Annotated in this window: 20 protein-coding genes; 12 read left to right on the top strand and 8 right to left on the bottom strand. The window is 62.4% G+C overall.

The genetic code is table 11. The features are described 5' to 3' along the window. Both CUV01_RS14705 and recR read left to right on the top strand, forming a co-directional pair. Complete coding sequence (locus tag CUV01_RS14705; RefSeq protein ID WP_101461131.1) at nucleotides 1-345, top strand: YbaB/EbfC family nucleoid-associated protein; 345 nt, start codon at nucleotides 1-3, stop codon at nucleotides 343-345. Between the two features lie 4 nt (nucleotides 346-349). Beyond that, the gene (gene recR, locus CUV01_RS14700) at nucleotides 350-949 is read left to right on the top strand and encodes a recombination mediator RecR (protein ID WP_101461130.1); all 600 of its coding nucleotides are present in this window, start codon (nucleotides 350-352) and stop codon (nucleotides 947-949) included. 70 nt (nucleotides 950-1,019) lie between these two features. Here recR and CUV01_RS14695 read toward each other — a convergent pair whose 3' ends face one another. Then, nucleotides 1,020-3,824: a [protein-PII] uridylyltransferase family protein gene (locus CUV01_RS14695; protein WP_101461129.1), complete on the bottom strand. Its 2,805-nt coding sequence runs from the start codon at nucleotides 3,822-3,824 to the stop codon at nucleotides 1,020-1,022. Between the two features lie 182 nt (nucleotides 3,825-4,006). On the opposite strand from CUV01_RS14695, the gene CUV01_RS14690 reads away from it, so the two are divergent. From CUV01_RS14690 to ilvN, 3 genes are all read left to right on the top strand, one after another. Beyond that, nucleotides 4,007-4,831, top strand: coding sequence for an arginyltransferase (locus CUV01_RS14690; RefSeq protein ID WP_101461128.1), 825 nt, complete (start codon nucleotides 4,007-4,009; stop codon nucleotides 4,829-4,831). Between the two features lie 162 nt (nucleotides 4,832-4,993). Beyond that, the gene (locus CUV01_RS14685; protein ID WP_198731829.1) at nucleotides 4,994-6,748 is read left to right on the top strand and encodes an acetolactate synthase 3 large subunit; all 1,755 of its coding nucleotides are present in this window, start codon (nucleotides 4,994-4,996) and stop codon (nucleotides 6,746-6,748) included. 67 nt (nucleotides 6,749-6,815) lie between these two features. Continuing rightward, nucleotides 6,816-7,376, top strand: coding sequence for an acetolactate synthase small subunit (gene ilvN / locus CUV01_RS14680; RefSeq protein ID WP_101462126.1), 561 nt, complete (start codon nucleotides 6,816-6,818; stop codon nucleotides 7,374-7,376). Nucleotides 7,377-7,421: 45 nt separating this feature from the next. On the opposite strand, the gene CUV01_RS14675 is transcribed toward ilvN, so the two are convergent. Both CUV01_RS14675 and CUV01_RS14670 read right to left on the bottom strand, forming a co-directional pair. Then, nucleotides 7,422-7,784 carry a hypothetical protein gene (locus tag CUV01_RS14675; RefSeq protein ID WP_101461126.1) on the bottom strand — a complete coding sequence of 121 codons (363 nt, stop codon included), beginning with the start codon at nucleotides 7,782-7,784 and terminating at the stop codon, nucleotides 7,422-7,424. A 219-nt stretch (nucleotides 7,785-8,003) separates the two neighbouring features. Beyond that, nucleotides 8,004-8,768 carry a M48 family metallopeptidase gene (locus CUV01_RS14670; protein WP_101461125.1) on the bottom strand — a complete coding sequence of 255 codons (765 nt, stop codon included), beginning with the start codon at nucleotides 8,766-8,768 and terminating at the stop codon, nucleotides 8,004-8,006. A 212-nt stretch (nucleotides 8,769-8,980) separates the two neighbouring features. On the opposite strand from CUV01_RS14670, the gene CUV01_RS14665 reads away from it, so the two are divergent. Genes CUV01_RS14665 through CUV01_RS19710 form a run of 3 tightly spaced genes read left to right on the top strand, consistent with a single transcriptional unit; the run spans nucleotide 8,981 to nucleotide 9,826 of the window. Further along, entirely contained in the window at nucleotides 8,981-9,220 is a 240-nt protein-coding gene (locus CUV01_RS14665; protein WP_101461124.1) for a hypothetical protein, read from the top strand. A gap of 36 nt (nucleotides 9,221-9,256) precedes the next feature. Beyond that, nucleotides 9,257-9,628 (top strand): ArsR/SmtB family transcription factor, encoded by a 372-nt coding sequence (locus CUV01_RS14660; protein ID WP_101461123.1) that lies wholly within the window; start codon nucleotides 9,257-9,259, stop codon nucleotides 9,626-9,628. Nucleotides 9,629-9,664: 36 nt separating this feature from the next. Next, nucleotides 9,665-9,826, top strand: a complete 162-nt coding sequence (locus tag CUV01_RS19710; RefSeq protein WP_157994873.1) for a hypothetical protein — start codon at nucleotides 9,665-9,667, stop codon at nucleotides 9,824-9,826. A 6-nt stretch (nucleotides 9,827-9,832) separates the two neighbouring features. Here the strand turns inward: CUV01_RS19710 and CUV01_RS14655 are convergent, their stop codons facing one another. Continuing rightward, nucleotides 9,833-10,081: a DUF167 domain-containing protein gene (locus CUV01_RS14655; protein ID WP_101461122.1), complete on the bottom strand. Its 249-nt coding sequence runs from the start codon at nucleotides 10,079-10,081 to the stop codon at nucleotides 9,833-9,835. Between the two features lie 95 nt (nucleotides 10,082-10,176). On the opposite strand from CUV01_RS14655, the gene CUV01_RS14650 reads away from it, so the two are divergent. Continuing rightward, nucleotides 10,177-10,761 (top strand): nitroreductase family protein, encoded by a 585-nt coding sequence (locus CUV01_RS14650; protein ID WP_101461121.1) that lies wholly within the window; start codon nucleotides 10,177-10,179, stop codon nucleotides 10,759-10,761. After that, nucleotides 10,758-11,474 carry an EI24 domain-containing protein gene (locus tag CUV01_RS14645; protein WP_232962279.1) on the top strand — a complete coding sequence of 239 codons (717 nt, stop codon included), beginning with the start codon at nucleotides 10,758-10,760 and terminating at the stop codon, nucleotides 11,472-11,474. The genes CUV01_RS14650 and CUV01_RS14645 overlap by 4 nt, the downstream gene beginning before the upstream one ends. On the opposite strand, the gene CUV01_RS14640 is transcribed toward CUV01_RS14645, so the two are convergent. Next, entirely contained in the window at nucleotides 11,410-11,700 is a 291-nt protein-coding gene (locus CUV01_RS14640; RefSeq protein WP_101461120.1) for a DUF1467 family protein, read from the bottom strand. The genes CUV01_RS14645 and CUV01_RS14640 overlap by 65 nt on opposite strands. Beyond that, nucleotides 11,700-12,104 (bottom strand): methylmalonyl-CoA epimerase, encoded by a 405-nt coding sequence (mce, locus tag CUV01_RS14635; RefSeq protein WP_101461119.1) that lies wholly within the window; start codon nucleotides 12,102-12,104, stop codon nucleotides 11,700-11,702. Before mce ends, CUV01_RS14640 begins: the two co-directional genes overlap by 1 nt. A 179-nt stretch (nucleotides 12,105-12,283) precedes the next feature. Here mce and CUV01_RS14630 point away from each other — a divergent pair, with 179 nt between their 5' ends. Both CUV01_RS14630 and CUV01_RS14625 read left to right on the top strand, forming a co-directional pair. Beyond that, entirely contained in the window at nucleotides 12,284-12,685 is a 402-nt protein-coding gene (locus CUV01_RS14630) for a group III truncated hemoglobin (protein WP_101461118.1), read from the top strand. A 45-nt stretch (nucleotides 12,686-12,730) separates the two neighbouring features. After that, nucleotides 12,731-13,072, top strand: a complete 342-nt coding sequence (locus CUV01_RS14625; protein WP_101462124.1) for a VOC family protein — start codon at nucleotides 12,731-12,733, stop codon at nucleotides 13,070-13,072. Here CUV01_RS14625 and CUV01_RS14620 read toward each other — a convergent pair. Together CUV01_RS14620 and rnhA are read right to left on the bottom strand one after the other, a co-directional pair. Continuing rightward, entirely contained in the window at nucleotides 13,069-13,719 is a 651-nt protein-coding gene (locus CUV01_RS14620) for a trimeric intracellular cation channel family protein (protein WP_232962277.1), read from the bottom strand. The two genes, CUV01_RS14625 and CUV01_RS14620, sit on opposite strands and share 4 nt — an antisense overlap. Next, a complete protein-coding gene (gene rnhA, locus CUV01_RS14615; protein ID WP_101461117.1) occupies nucleotides 13,716-14,165 on the bottom strand; it encodes a ribonuclease HI in 450 nt (149 codons plus the stop codon). Before rnhA ends, CUV01_RS14620 begins: the two co-directional genes overlap by 4 nt. Nucleotides 14,166-14,181: the final 16 nt, after the last annotated feature.

Genomic DNA, 14,181 nt, shown 5'->3' with positions numbered 1-14,181 from the left:
ATGCTGAAAGGTTTGGGCGGCTTTGGCGACATGGCCAAGATGATGCAGAGCGCCAAGGACATGCAGGACAAGATGCAGAAGATGCAGGAAGATCTGGAGGCCATCAAGGTCACCGGCGAATCCGGCGCTGGTCTGGTCAAGGCAACCGCAACCGCCAAGGGCGAGTTGACGGCGCTGGAGATCGATCCCTCGATCTTTGTCGCCTCGGAAAAAGAGGTGGTCGAGGACCTGATCCTGGCGGCGATCAAGGATGCGCAGCGTCGCGCGCAGGATCGCAGCCAGCAGGAAATGTCGCGGATCACCCAGGAACTGGGCCTGCCTGCCGATATGAAGCTGCCGTTCTGACCGGATGGCCGAGGGCAGCGACGACATTCAGGCGCTGATCGCGCTGATGAGCCGCCTGCCCGGCCTTGGGCCGCGTTCGGCCCGCCGTGTCGTGCTGCATCTGATCCGCAAGCGCGCAGGCCAGATGGCGCAACTGGCGCAACTGCTGGACAGCGTGGCCCAGCATTCGCGCGAGTGCATGACCTGCGGCAATATCACAGACCGCGACACCTGCGCGATCTGCGCCGATCCTGACCGCGCAACTGGCGAGATCTGCGTGGTCGAGGATGTCGCCGATCTTTGGGCGCTGGAACGCGGCCATGCTTTCAAAGGCCGGTATCATGTGCTGGGTGGCACACTGTCGGCGCTGGACGAAATCGGCCCCGAGGATCTGGGCATCCCCAACCTGGTCGACCGCATCCAGCGCGAACGGGCGACCGAGGTGATCCTGGCGCTGAACGCGACCGTCGACGGCCAGACCACCGCCCATTACATCGCCGATGCGCTGGACAGCACCGGCGTGACCGTGACCGGCCTTGCCCAGGGCGTTCCCATCGGCGGTGAGCTGGACTATCTGGATGACGGGACCATCAGCGCGGCGCTGCGGGCAAGGCGGCGGCTTTAGGCGGGCGGCAATCTACCGGCCGTCCCTGATCTTTCCGGCTATCCGACCCGCCAACCGACCCGGCAGATCATCACTCAGCCTCACTGGACGCGGGCAACTGTTCCGCGATGATCTGCGCAGCCTCAGCCGACAGCTCTGACAGCCGCGCGGCCAGTTGATCCAGCGTATCGCAGCCGGTTTCGCGCAGCAGCAGATCCTGACCGCCCACGCCGAGCTCTGTCATGTTCAGCGGCCGGTCTGTCAGCAGACGCCCCGCAGCATGCAGTCGCCACAGGAAACGATGCGCCGAAAGCAGACGGTCGGCCTGTTCGGCCTCGATCAACCCGGCTTTCTTGCCGGCGCGGATCTGCGCTGCGGCCCCGCGTGCAGGTTCCGCCCCGCGCAAGGCAAAGGACTGCGCCAGCAGCTCGATATCCTGCAGACGACCCGGGCCGATCTTGGCCTCCCATTCGCCGTCCTGCGCCTTGGCGCGAAAGATGCGGTCACGCATCTCGGCCAGATCGGGCATGACGCGAGGATCGGTGCCGCGCTCTTGCAGAACCTCTAGCCGCAGGGCCTCGATCCGATCGGCCAGCTCCGCGCCGTCGCCACCCGCAAAGGCGACAGGGCGCGCGCGGGTCAGGGCCAGATGCTCCCATGTCCAGGCTTCGGTCATCTGATAGTTCTCGAAACTGCCGATGCTGGTCGCAACAGGTCCCTGACGCCCCGAGGGTCGCAGGCGCATGTCGACCTCGTAAAGCCGCCCTTCGGCTGTGGGCGCCGAGACGGCGGTAATCATCGCCTGCGTCAGCCGCGCATAATAGGGCCGAACGGCAAGCGGACGCGGCCCCTCGGAACTGTCTTCGCCGTCTGCGTCATAGATCACGATCAGGTCCAGATCCGAGCCTGTGTTCAACTGCCTTGCCCCAAGCGACCCCATGCCCAGAACCACGGCCCCGCGTCCGGGCAAGGGACCATGGCGGCGGGCGAATTCCTCGGCGGTTGCAGGAAACAGCGCCGCAATCGCCGCATCGGCCAGATCGGCATATTGCACCGCCGCCTCATCGGCATCGATCAGACCGCGCAGCAGATGCACGCCAACGCGGAAATGCCATTCATGCGCCCAACGCCGGGCGGCATCCAAGGCGCGCTCATAGCCGCCATCGGGGGCATCCAGCGCCGCACGCAAGGCGCGGGTCAGGCTTTCCTGCAAGCCTTGCGCACGCGGCCATGGCGCAAAGAAAGAGCCGACCAGGACCGCGTCCAGCACCGCCGGATGACGCGACAGATAACCAGCCAGCCCCGGTGCGGTGCCGCAGATATCGACGATCAGTTCGATCAGTTGCGGATTGGCCTCGAACAGCGAAAACAGCTGCACCCCGGCAGGCAAGCCAGAGAGGAAACTGTCGAAACGGGCCAGCGCCTCGTCGGGATGGGACGCACGTTTCATCCGCGCCAACAACTCGGGCTGGACGCGGCGAAAGATCGCCCGCGCCCGATCCGATCTGAGCGCCGGATATTCGGACCAGCGCGCAATGATCTTTTCGGCTTCTTCGGACAGGTCAGGCAACTCGCCGGTATCGCCGGGCGCAAAGAAGCTTTCGGTCAGTTCATGCACGCGCACCAGACGGGATTTCAGGTTATCCGACCACGCCGCGACATCCGACTGCCCCATCAGCTGCGCGATCACCGTCAGGCCTTCGTCATCCTTGGGCAGGGTGTGGGTCTGGGCGTCATTCACCATCTGGATACGGTGTTCGACCTCGCGGTGCTGTCGATAATGTTCCACCAGATCGGCTGCCGCCTCGGGCGGAACCCAGCCCTTTTCCGCCAGCGCCGTCAGGCCGCCCACCGTGTCACGCAGGCGCAGATCGGGATCGCGGCCACCGGCGATCAATTGCCGGGTCTGGGTAAAGAACTCGATCTCGCGGATACCGCCCTGTCCCAGTTTCATATTGTGGCCGGGCACCTCCAGCCGCCCGCCAAGTCCCTTGTGGTCGCGAATACGCAGCCGCATGTCATGGGCGTCCTGAATGGCCGCGAAATCCAGATGCTTGCGCCAGACAAAGGGCCGCAATTCATCCAGAAACCGCTGTCCGGCAGCCAGATCGCCAGCGCAGGGCCGCGCCTTGATATAGGCGGCGCGTTCCCAGGTGCGGCCTTCGGCTTCGTAATAGGCCAGCGCGGCTGAGGCCGAGATACAGACCGGGGTCACCGCCGCATCGGGGCGCAGGCGCAGATCGGTGCGGAAAACATAGCCGTGCTCGGTATTGTCCGACAATGTGGCCGCAGCCTTGCGGGTGGCGCGGATCAGGGCGGCGCGCGCCTCGTGGCGATCATCGGGCGCGTAGGCTTCGTCATCGTAAAAGACGATCAGGTCGATATCCGAGGAATAGTTCAACTCGCGCGCGCCGCCCTTGCCCATGGCCAGGGCAAACAGTCCAGCCGCGTCGGTGCCTTCGCGGGCGGTTGGCAGCTTGCCGCGCTTTTCCTCGACCGCGATGTGCACACGCAGGGCCAGATCGCTGGCGCGGTCGGCCAGATCGGACAAAGCGCCGGTGACCTGTTCCAAAGACCAGACGCCGCCCAGATCGGCCAGCGCGGTATACAGGGCGACGCGGCGTTTGGCTCGGCGCAAGGCCACGCCCAGATCATCGGCATCCAGATCTTCGAAACCGGCCATTTCCTCGACCACCAGATCCGGCCGGTCCAGACCCTCGGCCAGCCACTCGGCTTCGCGGTTGATCAGACCGGCAAGATAGGGGCTCGAGCCCGCCGCCCCTGCCGCAAGATCGACAAATGCGGCGGGCAGACCGGCAAGGGTCTGGCGTGCATCATCGGCGCGAACCGAATCGTGGGCCAGAGGCAGGCGATTGATCGAAGAGACAAAATCCATGGTCCGACACTAGCCATCGGCCAAATCGCGTCAACGGGCCTCGCGTTAACCCCAAGAACGCTTGGCGCTTGGCGGAAAGGTTGCTAGGGTTTCGCTCATGGCATGAAACGGATGGGAAGCCGGAGCGGTCCGGCAGGGTGCATGGCGAACGAATTTCTCTTGCTTCATGCGGCGGGTTGCTGATGCGCCATACCCTGCCACATGCACCGCAATTTTATGTGACAGCCCCGCAGCCCTGTCCGTATTTGCATGGCCGCGCTGAACGTAAACTGTTCACCGCGCTGCATGGCGAGAATGCATCAGAGCTGAACAATGCCCTGTCCCGGCAAGGATTTCGGCGTTCGCAGAACGTGCTTTACCGGCCCAGTTGTGAAAGCTGCACCGCCTGCATGTCGGCGCGCATCCGGGTGGCGGATTTTAAGCCCTCCCGGACGCAACGGCGGTTGCTGCGACGTAATGCCGCGCTGCGCCGGCTGTCGACAAGCGCCTGGGCAACCGAAGAGCAGTATGAACTGTTCCGCGGGTATCTGGACCAGCGTCATGCCGATGGCGGCATGGCCGATATGGATATCTTTGAATTTGCCGCGATGGTCGAGGAAACGCCGGTCAAAAGCCGGGTGATCGAATATCGCGGACCCACGGCGCATGATGCGGATGTCGATCGTCTTGCCGCCGTCTGCCTGACCGACGTGCTGGATGATGGGCTGAGCCTTGTCTACAGCTTTTATGATCCGTCCATGGCGCAGGCCAGCCTTGGGACGCATATCATTCTGGACCATATCGAATTGGCGCGCAGTTCCGGCCTGCCCTATGTCTATCTGGGCTATTGGGTGCCCGGCAGCCGCAAGATGGACTACAAGGCGCGGTTCTCGGCGCTGGAGATCTACAAGGGCGGCGTCTGGCAGAACATTGGCGATCCGCAGACCCATAGCAGCGAAACCCATCCGCTGTCGGTCGATCCCATTGTCGAACAGGTCGCGCGAATCTCGCTGCCACGGCCAGAGTAATAGTTGCCAAGACGCCATGTTTTTCGCAACATAATTACAAAAAATTGCCAAAACGGGTCATTTCCTCCACGAATGGGCATTGACGCTGCGGGTGCACGCCCATAGTTTGCGGCGGCGCGGCGAAACTCCGCGCCTTATTTTTCAGCGATGGGAGACACGGATATGTCCCGAGTCATGACGGGTGCGAAAATGGTGGTCGAAGCCTTGCGAGATCAGGGCGTAGATACCGTATTCGGCTATCCGGGTGGGGCCGTGCTACCCATCTATGACGAGATCTTTCAGCAGAACGACATCACCCATGTTCTGGTGCGCCATGAACAAGGCGCCGTTCATATGGCCGAAGGCTATGCCCGCTCGACCGGCAAGCCCGGCGTGGTTCTGGTGACCTCGGGGCCCGGCGCGACCAATGCGGTCACCGGGCTGACCGATGCGCTGCTGGATTCGATCCCGCTGGTGGTGATTTCGGGTCAGGTTCCGACCTTTCTGATCGGCACCGATGGCTTTCAAGAGGCAGACACCGTCGGTATCACCCGCCCCTGCACCAAGCATAACTGGCTGGTCAAGGACACCGCGCATCTCAGCGAAACGCTGCACAAGGCATTTCACGTCGCCACCTCGGGTCGCCCGGGGCCGGTTCTGATCGATGTGCCAAAGGACGTTCAATTCGCCGAGGCCGAGTATCTGGGCCCCAAACAGATCGCGCCACCGCGCTATCAGCCGAGCCGCAAGGGCGATACCCATGCGATCACCCAGCTTGTCGAGTTGATGGAAAAGGCCGAGCGGCCCATTCTGTATACCGGCGGCGGCGTCATCAACTCGGGCACTGGCGCCAGCCAGTTGTTGCGCGAACTGGCCGATGCGACGGGCTTTCCGGTCACCTCGACCCTGATGGGTCTGGGTGCCTATCCTGCCAGCGGCAAGAACTGGATTGGCATGCTGGGGATGCATGGCCTCTACGAGGCCAATCTCGCGATGCATGACTGCGATCTGATGATCAATCTGGGCGCGCGTTTCGACGACCGGATCACCGGGCGCGTGGCCGATTTCAGCCCCGGTTCGATCAAGGTGCATGTCGATATCGACCCTTCCAGCATCAACAAGGTCATCCATGTGGACCTGCCCATCGTCGGCGATGTCGGCCATGTGCTGGAGGACATGCTGAAGATCTGGAAATCGCGCGGTCGCAAGGTGAACAGTGCGGCCTTGGGCAAGTGGTGGGAAAAGATCGAAGGCTGGAAGTCGAAGAACTGCCTGTCGTTCAAGAACAGCGACAAGATCATCAAGCCCCAACACGCGCTGCAGCGGCTTGAGGCACTGACCAAGGGGCGCGACCGCTATATCACGACCGAAGTCGGTCAGCATCAGATGTGGGCCGCACAATATCTGCATTTCGACGAACCAAACCGCTGGATGACCTCGGGCGGGCTGGGAACGATGGGCTATGGCCTGCCGGCCAGCATTGGTGTGCAGATGGCACATCCCGACGCGCTGGTGGTGAATGTTGCAGGCGATGCCAGCTGGCTGATGAACATGCAGGAAATGGGCACTGCCGTGCAGTTCCGCCTGCCGGTCAAGCAGTTCATCCTGAACAACGAACGGCTTGGCATGGTCCGCCAATGGCAGCAATTGCTGCATGGCGAGCGTTACAGCCAGTCATGGTCGGACAGCCTGCCCGATTTCGTCAAGCTGGCCGAGGCGTTTGGCTGCAAGGGCGCGCAGGTGCGAGATCCCAAGGATCTGGACGCTGCGATCCAGGAGATGCTGGATTATGACGGCCCGTTCATTCTGGATGTGCTGGTCGAAAAGCACGAGAACTGCTTTCCGATGATCCCGTCAGGGCGGCCACATAATGAAATGCTGCTGGGTGAGGCCGAAACCGACGGCGCCATCCAGGGCGCTGGCAAAGCGCTGGTATAGGGTAGCAAGCGCGGGGGCCTTGCCCCCGCACCCCCAGGATATTTGGATGAAGAAGAAAGATCTCGCGATGAATGCACTGAACATCCAGAAGGGCGCAAGCAGCCACTCCGCCTATGATCTGCGCGATCCGAATGCCCAGGTCGAGGAGAGCCATACCCTTGCCGTGCTGGTCGAGAACGAGCCGGGCGTGTTGGCGCGCGTGATCGGTCTGTTTTCGGGGCGCGGCTATAATATCGACAGTCTGACGGTGGCCGAGGTTGATCACAGCGGCCATCGGTCAAGGATCACGATTGTCACGCGGGGTACGCCTGCGGTGATCGAACAGATCAAGGCGCAGGTCGGGCGCATCGTGCCCGTGCATGAGGTGCACGACTTGACGGTCGAAGGGCCGGCTGTCGAGCGTGAGTTGGGTCTGTTCAAGGTCACCGGCCAGGGTGACAAGCGCGTCGAAGCGCTGCGCATCGCCGAGATCTTTCGGGCAAATGTGGTGGATTCGACCTTGGAAAGTTTCGTCTTTGAAATGACCGGTACGCCGGCCAAACTGGACGCATTTGCCGAATTGATGCAGCCTTTGGGTCTGGTCGATCTGGCCAGAACCGGGGTCGCGGCTCTGTCACGGGGCGCCTGACCAGTTGTGACAGCTTGAGGGAATTCGCAGGCTCAGCGGATCACGTCAGCTTGCGCAAACCGCCAGATGGCGCGCCAGCCGGCCGTGACGGGCCACGTCGTTGGGCGAATCCTCGATCCGCTTGCCGCCCGATGCAGCCAGCCGCATCGGGCGCTCTTCGCTGACAGCGTCCATCAGCATATCGGGCAGTTCGACATAGTGGTGACGGTTGAGCATCGAGACGGATCGGGCAAAGCGCAGGTCACCAACCATTTCGCTGTCGAGTTCCAGCAGATCCCCCGTCGCCGGCCAGCCTGTACCCGGCGTTAGCGACTCCCAACCCTGCAAATATGCCAGCGCACCTTGGTCTTCGCACCAGATAACGGCCTTTTGTCGCTCACCATTGCTCCAAACCACTACGCCGATCATCCGGGACTCCTCTCACTTCGTCACAGGCAGCCCGGCACAGAGAAAAGGGCCGCTGCTTCTGAGGCGACCTTATTAACCAAAAAGATAGTATGAAAGAAGAATCTGGCCTGCGAATCACAGTTTTCTCATACAAATTCACGGGTGCGGCATTGGCGCCGCAGTGAATCCCGAAAGCGCAGGGGCAGTCTGTCCTCGGCTCAGGAAGCGCCCGAACAGGCCTTAGCGGCTGCGGCCAGTCCGGTAATCCTCGACCGCACGATCCACCTGCGCGATTCGCGACGCACGTGACGGGTGGGTGCCCAGGATACGGTCGCCCGGGTCCGGGATACGCGCAAAGAAGCGTGCGCCGTTGCGGGGATCATAGCCGGCATTCAGCGTGACGATCGCGCCCAGATAGTCGGCCTCCAACTCCCATTCCTTCGAGAAACTGCGAGCCGAGATCGAGGCACCGATCTGCTGCGCCGTCCGAACCACTGTCGCATCGCCGGTATAGGCGCCCAGGATCGTTCCCAGTGCCGCACCTGCCGTCGCGGCGCGGGATTTCTGGCCCAGATGCCCAAGGATATGGTGGCTGGCTTCGTGGCCAACGACGAAGGCCAGTTCATCGGCGTTGCGGGTGGCCGCGATCAGCGAAAGGGTAAAGCCGATGATCGGCCGGCCCGTCGAGTCGACGGTCTGAAAGGCGTTTGGTTCCAGTCCGGCGCGGTCATCCACGACGAACAGGAAATCGCAATTGATCGGCTGCGTGCGGCGCTGCATGCATTCGCGTTCGACGGCCGGTTCCATCTTGCGCATGACCGTGACGAAGGATCGCGCGGCCTCGGTCGCCGAACCGCCGCGGTCCGGTGATGGGGTTGCCAGCACGGGCGTACCGCCGCTGCCCGGCTGAGTTGGTGTTGTGACCGCGCCTTCGGGGATTGGCGCGCAAGCCGTGACGCCCCAAACCGTGCCCAATAACGCGCCCGTCAGTTTCATGATCCGCATCGCACTGCCTCGTTCTTTTGTATATCGCCTTGCTCGGCAACTTTTTGCCCATCCTAACCTGTGGCGCGACGCGCGCAAAGCCCCCGAGAGGATAGATTCAACCTTGCTCACGCAATTGTCGGTGCGGTTGCGCCGGTTGCGGGAACAGGCTCTGATAGGTTTCAGCGAACCGGGCCCCCTGCCCGCCACTGCCACAGACAAGGAATGCCGTAATGTTCACAATCGAGCATGATTTCGACGCCACCGTGATCACCCTGATCGACGAAGCAGAGGCAGGCGGCCGCCCATTGAACGAGGATGTGGTCATCCTCAGCTTCGACGATCGGATTGTGGTCGAGCAAATGGACGCCGAAGGCAGCAATGTCGCGCGCATCACCTTCACCATGGAGCAGCTGGCCGAATTGCGCGTCGCGCTGGATCTGCCCGAGGGAAATTACCGCCTGTCACGATAGTCTTGACATGTGCGCCGACGTGCACATATTAGACCCATGAACCAGAACCTTCCATTCACTGCAGATGTCTGCCCGGCGCGACTGGATGTCGCGGAGCGCCTGTCGGGCATTCTGGACGCTGATTTCTTTCGCGCCCTCTGCGAGCCTGTTCGCCTGCAACTGATCGTGCAGCTTGTGCGGGTGGGATGTTCCGACGTAACCGGCCTTGCCGACGTCATGCCGCAGGACCGTTCTGTGATTTCGCGCCATCTGCAGGTTCTGGAACGCGCTGGCATCGTCAGCAGCCACCAGCACGGGCGGCAGGTCTTTTATCAGCTCGAATCGCAAAAGACCGTGGCACAGTTCGAGGCAATCGTGACCGAAATGCGCGGCATGGCGGCCTCTGATTGCAGCGATAATCCAAACTGAGTTTTTTTACCTCAAACCATGCATAAGGACGCACTAATGCACAATTTCATCCCCCATCCCGCCTTCATTGCGCTGCTGACAACGGCGTTTCTTGCTGCCTGCGTTCAGGTAGCACCGTCTTCGGTTACGGATCCCGCGACATTGCAGCAGATTCAGCCAAGTCTGGGTTTCAAGGGCTTCGCGCCGCTCAACCTGTAAGGCGGATCAGTCGATGCGGAACAGCTTGGTCCGCGTGGTTTCCCCGCGGACCAATACCAATCGCGACTTGGCCACGCCCAGGGCCTTGGCCAGTTGCTTTTGAACCGCCGCATTCGCCTTGCCCCGCTCTGGCGCTGCAGTCACATGAATGCGGATCAGCCCGTCCTCGACCTGCAGGCTGTTTCTCGCGGCCTTTGGCGTCACGCGCACGACAAGCGTGCTGCCCGGGCGGGCCATATGGCTGAGTTCGCACATGGGCGTGATATGCACAGCAGCTGTTCTGCATCACAACCCCTGTTCATCCGCCGCCGCTGCACCTAAATCTGCCTCGAAAGATGCAGGAGACGTCCATGGAATACCGCAATGACGCCGCGCTGGAGTTTTTGGCGACACGCCGGTCACACCCGCCAAAACTGCTGACCGATCCTGCACCGGACCGCGATGAAATCACGCGGTTGCTGACACTAGCGGCACGCGCGCCCGATCATGGCAAGTTGGAGCCGTGGCGCTTTCTGGTGCTGGAGCGCGCGGAACTGGACCGGCTGCAACCGATCCTGCGCCAAGAGGTTCTGTCCGAAACACAGGATGGCGCCCTGGCCGAAAAGGCCGTCGCAGCCTTTGGCTCGCCCGTTATCCTTGGCGTGGTCTATTCGCCGGTGGCCAGTGAAAAAGTCCCCGAATGGGAGCAGATCCTGTCGGCGGGTGCGGTCTGCCTGGGGCTGGTGAATGCGGCGCTGGCCTCGGGCTGGGGCGCGTCGTGGCTGACGGGTTTTGCTGCGTTGAATCAAGGCTTTGGTCGCGCCCATCTGGGATTGAGACAGCACGAGCGCGTCGCCGGTCTGATCCACATCGGCACACGCCGCGAAACACCGCCAGAGCGGCCACGCCCCGATATTGCCGCCAAGACGGTGTGGCCGGCGGATAACCAGACATGATCGGCTGGCGCGCCCTTGCAAGGGGCTGGGCGGATCTGCTGCGGCCCCGCATCCTGAACCTGCTGCTGATCGGGGTCGGTCTGACTATCGCCCTTTTCATCGCGCTGCAGGCTGGGGTCTTCGCGCTGGTCCGTGCCCTGACGCCGGGACAGTTCAGCCTGCCATGGATCGGAACGGTCGATGTCGGCAACGCATTGTCCTGGGGCTCGCTGGCGCTGTTTCCGCTGATGGGTTTTTTCCTGATGGGTCCTGTGGCTGCCGCGTTTTCCGGCCTGTTTGCCGAGCGTGTCTCGGATCAGGTAGAGGAGATCCATTACCCGAAAAACCGCGGTCAGAGCATTGATTTCATGGATGGTCTTCTGGAATCCGTCGCCGTGGTCGCGGCGATGCTGGGCGTGTTGCTGCTGACGCTGCTGGCAACACCTTTTCTCGGCCCCTTTGCACCGCTGCTGTTTTATACCGCGAATGGCTGGTTACTCGGGCGTGAATTTTTCCAAATGGCCGCGCGCCGCCATCTGCACGAACCGCAGGCAACCGCTCTGCGCAAGGCCAATGCCACCCAGATCACACTGGCCGGCATCGCCATCGCGGTTTTGCTGACGATCCCGGTGTTGAACATCGCTGTGCCTGTTCTGGCCGCAGCGGTGTTTACTCACCTGTTCCAATATGTTCAGTCGACCAGCGGCCCAGTGCTTCCATATCCTCGCGGGTGATCACGCCGCCCAGAATGATCCACGCACAAAAGCCCCAGATGACGGCCGCGATCAGCGTGGTCCACAGCGCCTTGCGCTTGAGCTGCGGGTTGTCGGGCGCGCTGGCATGTGTTCCGGGCACGACTTTGCCCGCATCCGCCTGACTACGAGCGCCGATTGGCAAGATAATAAACAGCACCAGAAACCAAAGCACAGCGTAAAGGACGACCCCGCCTGTAAGGTTCATCAGACCTGCTCCAACTCGATCAGCGTGCCGTTGAAATCCTTGGGGTGCAGGAACAGGACCGGCTTGCCATGGGCGCCGATCTTGGGCTCGCCCGTACCCAGAACGCGTGCGCCCTCGCCTTTCAGCCGGTCGCGTGCCGCGATGATATCCTCGACCTCAAAGCACATATGATGAATGCCCCCCGACGGGTTCTTGTCCAGAAAGCCCTGGATCGGACTGTTCTCACCCAGAGGATACAGCAGTTCGATCTTGGTGTTGGGCAATTCGATGAACACCACCGTGACGCCGTGGTCCGGTTCGTCCTGTGGCGCGCCGACCGATGCGCCCAAAGTGGTTTCATACTGCGCCACAGCCGCCTGCAAGTCAGGCACCGCGATGGCTACGTGATTCAGTCGTCCGATCATACTGGCCTCCGTTTGCAGCCTTGTAGGGCGCACGGGCCGCAGGGAAAAGGGCCGATCAGGGCAAATCTCCGTCAGCCGGCTCGGCTGAGGGGTCCGCGCGAGAGGCCGGCGCTTGGGTCAGCGGCGCTGCGTCACCCTGCCGCCTTGCTGCGCCGCGCGGAAAAGCCCAATAAGGCCGTATGTCGCTCGCTCGTTTTGATATTACCGCTGACCAGATCGACCAGGTGGTCAAGGTCTTTTACGCCGCAATCCGCCGCCACGAGGTGCTGGGGCCGGTCTTTGGCGGCCATGTCGAGGATTGGCCAAGCCACGAGGAAAAGATCGCCGGCTTCTGGAAAAAGGCGATCCTGTATCAGCCCGGCTATGACGGCAATCCGATGCAGGTCCATATGGCGGCGGGCGATGTGCGCCCCGAACATTTCACGCTATGGCTGGCGCTTTTCGATGAAACGCTGCGCCGCACCCTGCCTGCGGACGCGGCCGCTGCCTGGTCGCAATTGGCCCATCGGATCGGGCGCGGGCTGCGCATGGGGGTCGAGGATTTTCGCCCGCAACACAGCGGCCCGCCCAGCTTGCGCTAGATGCGGCGACGGTGCACCATCGCCGCAAAACCGCAGGAGAGCGCGATGGAAAGCGAACCGAAACTGGCCATTGATTATATCGAGATTGCCTCACCCCAGTTGGAAGAGACGCAGGCCTTCATGGCCCGAGCGTTCGGATGGGATTTTATCGAATATGGCCCCGACTACCGCGACATCCAGGGCGCAGGTATCGGTGGCGGGATCGAACGCGCGGCGACGCGTCCGCCGCTGGTCGTTCTGAAAGCCGATGATCTCGAGGCCGCGTTGCAGCGCATTCGTGCAGCCGGCGCAAAGATCACGCATGAAATCTTTGACTTTCCCGGCGGGCGGCGGTTCCAGTTCATTGAACCCGGCGGCACAGAAATGGCGGTCTGGTCGGAAACCTAGCCACGCGTCCGGGGTGGACGCGGCCGGTATCCCGGCAGTTTCCATCCCCAGATCAAACTGCCCGCACGCAGGCTGAAGGTGGTCACGCCGCAGCCCAGCAGCGCCTCGCCCCGGCCAAGGCCCAGCCAGACCAGCAGAACGGCCATGACCGCGCCGCCAAATGCTGCGGTCAGATACAACTCACCCGCCTTCAGGCCCAGTGGCACCTCGTTGCCGACCACATCGCGCATGAGACCGCCAAAGGTGCCGGTGATCACCCCCATGATGACAACGATCAGCGGGCTGACCCCGCTGGCCAGCGCCACCGCAACGCCCGCCGGCACCGCGATGGCCAGCGCCAGCGCGTCCAGCCACAGCAGCACACGATAACGGCTTTCCATCAGATGCGCCGTCCAGAAGACGACAAAAGCCGCAAGCGTCGCCACCATGATCATCGAGGGTCGCGCGACCCAGAAAACCAGATCCCGGTTCAGGATCAGATCGCGCAATGTGCCGCCGCCCACCGCCGTCATCGCGGCCATGAAGATAAAGCCCACCAGATCAAGCTGCTGCCGGCTGGCCACCAGCGCGCCGGTCAGCGCAAAGATCAGCACCGACGCATAATCCAGCGTCCAGACCAGCACCGGCAGATTGGCGGCAAGGTTCACTTGAAGGGCTCCATCCCGGCGCGGGCCAGTTCATCGGCCTGTTCGTTTTCGGCGTGGCCTGCATGGCCCTTTATCCATTCCCAAGTCACCGTGTGGCGTGCCTGCACCTCGTCCAGCCGGCGCCAGAGGTCCTCATTCTTGACCGGCTTTCTGGCCGCCGTGCGCCAGCCGTTCCGTTTCCAGCCGTGGATCCAGCCGGTGACGCCGTTCTTTACATAGGCGCTGTCGGTGATGATGGTGATCTCTGAGGGCCGCGTCAGCGCCTCCAGCGCCGAGATTGCACCCATCAGTTCCATGCGATTGTTGGTGGTGCCGGCCTCGCCGCCCTTCAGCATGCGTTCCTTGACGACGCGCTCGCCATCCATGGCACGCATCAGCACACCCCAGCCACCAGGGCCGGGATTGCCGCTGCAAGCGCCATCGGTCCAGGCGTAAAGTTCAGACATCAGACAGCCGGTCCGT

The organism is Paracoccus tegillarcae (assembly GCF_002847305.1).
GTDB classification, from domain to species: Bacteria; Pseudomonadota; Alphaproteobacteria; order Rhodobacterales; family Rhodobacteraceae; genus Paracoccus; species Paracoccus tegillarcae.
The sequence above is the reverse complement of the archived record's forward strand: the minus strand, read 5'-3'. Positions and strand labels throughout refer to the sequence as shown.

Bases quoted from the DNA above. Each gene is read 5' to 3' on its own strand.
- CUV01_RS14625 (WP_101462124.1), top strand. From the start codon at position 12,731: ATGGAAAGCGAACCGAAACTGGCCATTGATTATATCGAGATTGCCTCA.
- CUV01_RS14665 (WP_101461124.1), top strand. From the start codon at position 8,981: ATGTTCACAATCGAGCATGATTTCGACGCCACCGTGATCACCCTGATC.
- CUV01_RS14685 (WP_198731829.1), top strand. From the start codon at position 4,994: ATGTCCCGAGTCATGACGGGTGCGAAAATGGTGGTCGAAGCCTTGCGA.
- CUV01_RS14660 (WP_101461123.1), top strand. From the start codon at position 9,257: ATGAACCAGAACCTTCCATTCACTGCAGATGTCTGCCCGGCGCGACTG.
- ilvN (WP_101462126.1), top strand. From the start codon at position 6,816: ATGAATGCACTGAACATCCAGAAGGGCGCAAGCAGCCACTCCGCCTAT.
- recR (WP_101461130.1), top strand. From the start codon at position 350: ATGGCCGAGGGCAGCGACGACATTCAGGCGCTGATCGCGCTGATGAGC.
- CUV01_RS14695 (WP_101461129.1), bottom strand. From the start codon at position 3,824: ATGGATTTTGTCTCTTCGATCAATCGCCTGCCTCTGGCCCACGATTCG.
- CUV01_RS14630 (WP_101461118.1), top strand. From the start codon at position 12,284: ATGTCGCTCGCTCGTTTTGATATTACCGCTGACCAGATCGACCAGGTG.
- CUV01_RS14655 (WP_101461122.1), bottom strand. From the start codon at position 10,081: ATGTGCGAACTCAGCCATATGGCCCGCCCGGGCAGCACGCTTGTCGTG.
- CUV01_RS14690 (WP_101461128.1), top strand. From the start codon at position 4,007: ATGCGCCATACCCTGCCACATGCACCGCAATTTTATGTGACAGCCCCG.
- CUV01_RS14640 (WP_101461120.1), bottom strand. From the start codon at position 11,700: ATGAACCTTACAGGCGGGGTCGTCCTTTACGCTGTGCTTTGGTTTCTG.
- CUV01_RS14705 (WP_101461131.1), top strand. From the start codon at position 1: ATGCTGAAAGGTTTGGGCGGCTTTGGCGACATGGCCAAGATGATGCAG.
- CUV01_RS14645 (WP_232962279.1), top strand. From the start codon at position 10,758: ATGATCGGCTGGCGCGCCCTTGCAAGGGGCTGGGCGGATCTGCTGCGG.
- CUV01_RS14650 (WP_101461121.1), top strand. From the start codon at position 10,177: ATGGAATACCGCAATGACGCCGCGCTGGAGTTTTTGGCGACACGCCGG.
- CUV01_RS14675 (WP_101461126.1), bottom strand. From the start codon at position 7,784: ATGATCGGCGTAGTGGTTTGGAGCAATGGTGAGCGACAAAAGGCCGTT.
- CUV01_RS14670 (WP_101461125.1), bottom strand. From the start codon at position 8,768: ATGCGGATCATGAAACTGACGGGCGCGTTATTGGGCACGGTTTGGGGC.
- CUV01_RS19710 (WP_157994873.1), top strand. From the start codon at position 9,665: ATGCACAATTTCATCCCCCATCCCGCCTTCATTGCGCTGCTGACAACG.
- mce (WP_101461119.1), bottom strand. From the start codon at position 12,104: ATGATCGGACGACTGAATCACGTAGCCATCGCGGTGCCTGACTTGCAG.
- rnhA (WP_101461117.1), bottom strand. From the start codon at position 14,165: ATGTCTGAACTTTACGCCTGGACCGATGGCGCTTGCAGCGGCAATCCC.